Source organism: Pseudomonas sp. FG13 (assembly GCF_057809755.1).
Map to the genome: position 1 here is coordinate 1 of NZ_JBMDKO010000093.1, position 6,922 is coordinate 6,922.

4 protein-coding genes are annotated in these 6,922 nt (G+C 62.9%); all 4 read left to right on the top strand.

The window, feature by feature from the left end:
- Positions 1-436: 436 nt before the first annotated feature.
- The 4 genes from nirB to cobA are packed head-to-tail and all read left to right on the top strand — an operon-like array spanning position 437 to position 6,687.
- Positions 437-2,890 (top strand): nitrite reductase large subunit NirB, encoded by a 2,454-nt coding sequence (gene nirB, locus ACODTO_RS29325; RefSeq protein WP_489107462.1) that lies wholly within the window; start codon positions 437-439, stop codon positions 2,888-2,890.
- Positions 2,887-3,204 (top strand): nitrite reductase small subunit NirD, encoded by a 318-nt coding sequence (nirD, locus tag ACODTO_RS29330; protein ID WP_024776753.1) that lies wholly within the window; start codon positions 2,887-2,889, stop codon positions 3,202-3,204. Before nirB ends, nirD begins: the two co-directional genes overlap by 4 nt.
- Positions 3,204-5,921 (top strand): nitrate reductase, encoded by a 2,718-nt coding sequence (locus tag ACODTO_RS29335; RefSeq protein ID WP_489107463.1) that lies wholly within the window; start codon positions 3,204-3,206, stop codon positions 5,919-5,921. Before nirD ends, ACODTO_RS29335 begins: the two co-directional genes overlap by 1 nt.
- Before the next feature lie 10 nt (positions 5,922-5,931).
- Positions 5,932-6,687 (top strand): uroporphyrinogen-III C-methyltransferase, encoded by a 756-nt coding sequence (cobA, locus tag ACODTO_RS29340; protein WP_139648918.1) that lies wholly within the window; start codon positions 5,932-5,934, stop codon positions 6,685-6,687.
- Positions 6,688-6,922: the final 235 nt, after the last annotated feature.

The following is a 6,922-nucleotide window of genomic DNA, read 5'->3' on the forward strand; positions in this document are numbered from 1 at the left end:
GGGGATCTGCTGCCACAGAGGGTCTGCTGCCACTGGGGATCTGCTGCCACAGAGGGTCTGCTGTGGGAGCAAAGCTTGCTCGCGATGGCGGCCTGCCTGCCACTACAAAGCTATCGTCTGCCACGCTCCATTACCGGGCGACACGCTTTGATTCGGTGCAATAAATCCCCTTCCAACACCCCCGCCCCACGCTTCCCGCAATAAATCCGGCCTTGGAGCCACTTGGCACAACCACTGCATATCCCCTCTCAACAGACATAAAGCAACGCCTCCAACGATGAAGGCGGTGCTTCCCGAGAGAACGGGACCAGGACAAAGGCGTCCTCGCTAGCACACTAGCGGGACGCCTTTTTTTGTTTTCGTGAAAATTGCCGAGCCAGTCCGATCGCCGTGATGAGACGTGACGAAACCGGGTCTGGGCTTGCGGAGAACCCTGATGAAAAAACTCAAACTGGTGATGATCGGCAATGGCATGGCCGGGGTTCGAACCCTTGAAGAACTGCTCAAGCTGAGCAACGAGCTGTACGACATCACGGTGTTCGGCGCCGAGCCTCACACCAACTACAACCGTATCCTGCTCTCCCCCGTGCTCGCCGGCGAGCAAACCTTTGAGGAAATCGTCCTCAACGACCTGAGCTGGTACCAGGACAACCACATCAACCTGCTGCTCAACCGCAAGGTCGTGGAGATCGACCGGGTCAAGCGTCGGGTCATCGCTGAAGACGGCACCGAGGCCGAGTACGATCGCCTGCTGATCGCCACCGGCTCCACGCCGTTCATTCTGCCGATTCCCGGCCACACGCTCGACGGCGTCATCGGCTATCGCGACATCGCCGACACCCAGGCAATGATCGAAGCCGCCAAGACCCACAAGCACGCCGTGGTGATCGGCGGCGGCCTGTTGGGCCTGGAGGCCGCCAACGGCCTGAAACTGCGGGGCATGGACGTGACCGTGGTGCACCTGGGTGAGTGGCTGTTGGAGCGGCAGCTGGACAAGACCAGCGGCCAACTGCTGCAAACCGCCCTGGAAGACCGTGGCCTGAAATTCCGCCTCAACGAGCAGACCCAGGCCCTCCACGACGCCGGCAATGGCCGGGTCGGCTCGGTGCAGTTCAAGAACGGTGACATCATCCCCGCCGACCTGGTGGTGATGGCGGCGGGCATCCGCCCCAACGTCGAATTGGCGGAAAAAGCCGGTATCCCGTGCAGTCGCGGAATCCTGGTCAACGACACGATGCAGACCTATGACCCGCGCATCTACGCCATTGGTGAATGCGCCAACCATCGCGGCACCGCCTACGGCCTGGTGGCCCCGTTGTTCGAACAGGCCAAGGTCTGCGCCAATCACCTCGCGCAACTGGGTTTTGCCACCTATAAAGGCTCGGTGACCTCGACCAAGCTCAAGGTCACCGGCATCGACCTGTTTTCCGCCGGCGACTTCATGGGCGGCGAAGGCACCGAGACCATCACCCTCTCCGACCCCATCGGCGGCGTCTACAAGAAACTGGTGATCAAGGATGACGTGCTGGTCGGCGCCTGCCTGTACGGCGATACGGCAGATGGTGGCTGGTATTTCCGCCAGATCCGCGAGAACGCCGCCATCGGCGAGATCCGCGATCACTTGATGTTTGGTGAGAACGCGTTGGGCGACGTCGGCCACCAGGGCCAGGACAAAGCCATGAGCATGGCCGATTCCGCTGAAGTCTGCGGCTGCAACGGCGTGTGCAAGGGCACCATCGTCAAGGCGATCCAGGAGCATGGCCTGTTCAGCGTCGATGACGTGAAAAAACACACCAAGGCCGCCAGTTCCTGTGGCTCCTGCGCCGGTCTGGTCGAGCAGATACTCATCAACACGGTTGGCGGCGCGGCCGACGTCAAACCGAAAAGCGAAAAAGCCATCTGCGGATGCAGCGACCTCAACCACGGCCAGATCCGCCAGGCGATTCGCGACGAGCACCTGCTGACCATCGCCGGCACCATGAACTACCTGAACTGGCGCACCCCGAACGGCTGCGCCACCTGCCGTCCGGCATTGAACTACTACCTGATTTCCACCTGGCCAGGCGAAGCCCACGACGATCCGCAATCCCGACTGATCAACGAACGTGCCCACGCCAACATCCAGAAGGATGGCACCTACTCGGTCGTCCCACGGATGTGGGGCGGCGTGACCACGCCCGCGGAGCTGCGACGCATCGCCGACGTGGCCGACAAATACAGCGTGCCCATGGTCAAGGTCACCGGTGGCCAGCGCATCGACTTGCTGGGCATCAAGAAGCAGGATCTGCCCGGCGTATGGGCAGACCTCGACATGCCATCCGGCCATGCCTACGGCAAATCCATCCGCACCGTGAAGACCTGCGTGGGCAGTGAGTTCTGTCGTTTTGGCACGCAGAACTCCACCCAACTGGGCATCGAACTGGAACATGACCTGTTCAACATGTGGTCGCCGCACAAGGTGAAGCTGGCCGTCTCCGGTTGCCCTCGCAACTGCTCGGAAGCTGGCATCAAGGACGTGGGCATCATCGGCGTCGATTCCGGCTGGGAGATGTATATCGGCGGCAATGGCGGAATCAAGACAGAGGTCGCCGAGTTCTTCGTCAAACTCAAGACCGCCGAGGAAGTGCGCGAATACAACGGTGCCTTCTTGCAGTTGTACCGCGAAGAAGCCTTCTACCTCGAACGTACCGTGCATTACATGCAGCGGGTCGGCATGGAGCACATCAAGAAAGCCGTGCTCGAAGACCCGGCGCGGCGCAAGGCCCTTCATGAGCGCCTGAAGTTTTCCCTGTCGCTGGAACAGGACCCATGGAAACAGCGCCTGGAACAACCCCAGCTGAAGAAAGAGTTTGAAGTCATCCCCGTGAAGCATCTGGAGGTGCCGGCATGAACTGGCTGGATATCTGCGCGCTGGAAGACATCAATGCCCTGGGCTCGCGCATCATCAACGGCCCGAAGGGCGACATTGCGATTTTTCGTACAAGCGACGATGAAGTGTTCGCACTCGATGACCGCTGCCCGCACAAGGGAGGGCCGTTGTCCCAGGGCTTGATCTATGGCAAGCGCGTGGCCTGCCCGCTGCACAACTGGCAGATCGACCTGGAGACCGGCCAGGCCCAGGCGCCGGACGTGGGCTGTGCCCATCATCATTCGGCACGGGTCGAGAATGGCCGGGTGCTGTTGGCGCTAAGGGACGCAAGCTGATGAACCGCCAGACCACTGCCTCGACCTGCTGTTATTGCGGGGTCGGTTGCGGCGTACTGATCGAACACGACGACGAGCGCATCCTCGGCGTCAGTGGCGATCCCGCCCATCCGGCCAACTTCGGCAAACTGTGCAGCAAGGGCTCGACCCTGCACCTGACCGGTGATCTCGCCGCGCGAGCCCTGTACCCCGAGCTGCGCCTGGGCAAAGGCCTGCCCCGCGCACGCACCGACTGGGACAGCGCTCTGGAGCACGCCGCCAGCGTGTTCGCCGAGACCATCGCTGAGCACGGCCCCGACAGTGTCGCGTTCTACATCTCCGGCCAGTTGCTGACCGAGGATTACTACGCCTTCAACAAACTGGCCCGGGCCCTGGTCGGCACCAACAACATCGACAGCAATTCCCGGCTGTGCATGTCCTCGGCGGTGGTGGGCTATAAGCGCAGCCTCGGCGCCGACGCGCCGCCCTGCAACTATGAAGACCTGGAGCTGAGCGACTGCGTCATGATCGTCGGCAGCAACATGGCCTACGCCCACCCGATCCTGTTTCGCCGCCTCGAAGAAGCCAAGTCCCGCCGGCCGCAGATGAAGATCATTGTCATCGACCCGCGGCGCACCGACACCTGCGATCTGGCGGACCTGCACCTGGCCATCCTGCCGGGGACCGATGTCGCCTTGTTCCATGGGATTTTGCATCTGCTGTTGTGGGAAGACTGGATCGATCGCGATTTCATCAAGGCCCATACCGAAGGCCTGGCGGACCTGAAGAGCCTGGTGCGCGATTACACCCCCGCCATGGTTGCCCAGCTATGCGGCATCAGCGTCGAGCAACTGCATCAGTGTGCCGAAGCCATCGGCACGGCCCCCAGCTTCCTGTCGTTGTGGTGCATGGGCCTGAATCAGTCCACCGCCGGCAGCGCCAAGAACAGTGCCTTGATCAACCTGCACCTCGCCACCGGGCAGATCGGCCGTCCGGGTGCAGGCCCTTTCTCGTTGACCGGCCAGCCCAACGCTATGGGCGGTCGGGAAACCGGCAGTCTGTCGAACCTGTTACCGGGCCACCGCGAAGCCGCCAACCCGGAGCATCGCGCCGAAGTCGCCGAATACTGGGGCGTCGAGCAACTGCCCGCCAATCCCGGCTTGAGCGCCATCGAGTTGTTCGAGCAGGTGCGCAACGGCAAGATCAAGGCCTTGTGGATCGCCTGCACCAACCCGGCTCAATCGATGCCGGACCAGACGGCGATTCGGGAGGCCCTGCAGGCCTGCCCGTTCGTGGTGCTGCAAGAGGCTTTCCGCACCACCGAAACCGCCGGGTTTGCCGACCTGCTGTTGCCAGCGGCCAGTTGGGGCGAAAAGGAAGGTTCGGTGACCAACTCTGAACGGCGAATTTCCCACGTTCGCCGGGCCATCGACGCACCGGGCGAAGCACGACCAGACTGGGCCATTACCGTGGATTTCGCCCAACGCCTGGAGAAACGTCTGCGGCCGGGCCAACCCAGCCTGTTCGCCTTTGACACACCCGCCCAGCTGTTCGACGAATACAAACAATTGACCCGAGGCCGCGACCTCGACCTGTCCGGTATCAGCCATGGGCTGATCGATCAGCTTGGCCCCCAGCAGTGGCCCTTCCCTGAGGGCGCCACGGTCGGGACGGCGCGTCTGTACATGGATGGCATTTTCCCCACCGACAGCGGCCGCGCGCGGTTTGTCGCCGAACCGTATCGCGCCGCCAGGGAACTACGGGACGCGCGCTACCCGTTGACCCTCAACACCGGCCGACTGCGGGACCAGTGGCACGGCATGAGCCGCACCGGCACCGCCGCGCAGTTGTTCGGTCATGTGAACGAAGCCGTACTCAGCCTGCATCCCGACGAACTGCAGCGCCAGCGCCTGCAACCGGGCGATCTGGTCAGCCTCAAGAGTCGTCGTGGCGCGGTGATCGTGGCCGTGGACAGCGACGAAAGCGTGCGGCCCGGCCAGGCGTTCCTGCCAATGCACTGGGGCGATCGGTTCCTCAAGGGTGGAGTCAATACCCTGACCCAACCGGCTTTCGACCCCTTGTCGAAACAACCGGAACTCAAACACAGCGGCGTGCGCCTGGAACCGGTGAGCCTGCCTTGGCAGCTTTTCGCCCTGATCGAAGGTGATGTCCAACAGCATCTGGAGACATTGCGTCCGCTGTGTGAGGTGTTTGCCTACGTCAGCCTGAGCTTGACCGGCCGTGAACGTCCCGCGTTGCTGATTCGCGCCGCCAGCGCCGAAGCACCTGACCCCGCACTGCTGCAAGCAATCGACGAACAACTGGGACTGATCGACGGACCGGTACTGGCTTACGACGATCCCCGCCGCGCTATCGGGAAACGGGTGCGGATCGAAAACGGACGCATCACCGCCATCCGCCTGGCTGGCGAAACCCTCGCCCGTCATTGGCTGCAGAACCTGTGGCAGGAAGGTCGTGCCGATGAGCAACTGCGCCGCTGGCTGCTGGCACCGTTGAGCGCACCACCAGGCAACGTCGGCGCGGCGACCGCTGGCGGTAAAACATTGTGCAACTGCTTGAACGTCAGCCAGCGTGCGATCTGCGCCGGCATTGAACGAGGGTTGGACTTGCAAGGGCTGAAACAGGAACTGGGCTGTGGCACGCAATGCGGTTCCTGCGTACCGGAAATCAAGCGCCTGCTGGTTGCCACCGCACAACCGATGGCCGCTCTCTCGTGAGGAAAACACTATGAACGCAAAAGTCTGGCTGGTGGGTGCGGGTCCTGGCGACCCTGAATTGCTGACCCTCAAGGCCGTACGCGCCCTGCGCGAAGCCGACGTGGTGCTGATCGACGATCTGGTCAATGAGGCAGTGCTGGAACATTGCTGCGGTGCACGCATCATCGCCGTGGGCAAGCGCGGCGGCTGCCGCTCCACGCCCCAGGCCTTCATCCATCGGCTGATGCTGCGCTATGCGCGCCAGGGCAAATGCGTGGTCCGCCTCAAGGGCGGCGACCCGTGCATCTTCGGTCGGGGCGGTGAAGAGGCGCAATGGCTGCGCGAGCATGGCATAGAAGTGGAGCTGGTCAATGGCATCACGGCCGGGCTGGCAGGCGCGACCCAGTGCGACATTCCCTTGACCTTGCGCGGCATCGCCCGGGGCGTGACGCTGGTCACTGCCCACACCCAGGACGGCAGCAGCCTGAACTGGCAAGCCCTGGCACAAAGCGGGACGACTTTGGTGGTGTACATGGGGGTGGCGAAACTGAGCGAGATCCGCGAGCAACTGCTGGCCGGCGGACTGGCAGCGGACACCCCGGTGGCCATGATCGAGAATGCCTCCCTGCCTCATCAGCGAGACTGCCGCAGCGACCTGGCCTCGATGGAGGCCGATGCAGGTGCGTTTCAACTCAAGAGCCCGGCGATCCTGGTTATCGGTGCAGTGGCCGGTGCTGCGGAACTGGCAACATCTCCATCCGAATGGCGCCAGGCCTCAGCCCTGTAACCCCTTTGCTCGCGAAGGCGGCGGTACATTCAATATTGTCGCAAGCCGACCCGCCGCTATCGCGAGCTGGCTCGCTCCCACAGGTCTTGTGTCCGCCACACAGCTATGGCACGGCGCAGCCCCCTTTGTGGGAGCGAGCCTGCTCGCGATGCGGCGGTACATTCGACATTGCCGCAAGCTGACCCGCCGCTATCGCGAGCTGGCTCGCTCCCACAGGTCTTGTGTCCGCCACACA

Excerpts from the sequence above, each read along its gene's own strand:
- ACODTO_RS29335 (WP_489107463.1), top strand. The coding sequence starts at position 3,204 with ATGAACCGCCAGACCACTGCCTCGACCTGCTGTTATTGCGGGGTCGGT.
- cobA (WP_139648918.1), top strand. The coding sequence starts at position 5,932 with ATGAACGCAAAAGTCTGGCTGGTGGGTGCGGGTCCTGGCGACCCTGAA.
- nirD (WP_024776753.1), top strand. The coding sequence starts at position 2,887 with ATGAACTGGCTGGATATCTGCGCGCTGGAAGACATCAATGCCCTGGGC.
- nirB (WP_489107462.1), top strand. The coding sequence starts at position 437 with ATGAAAAAACTCAAACTGGTGATGATCGGCAATGGCATGGCCGGGGTT.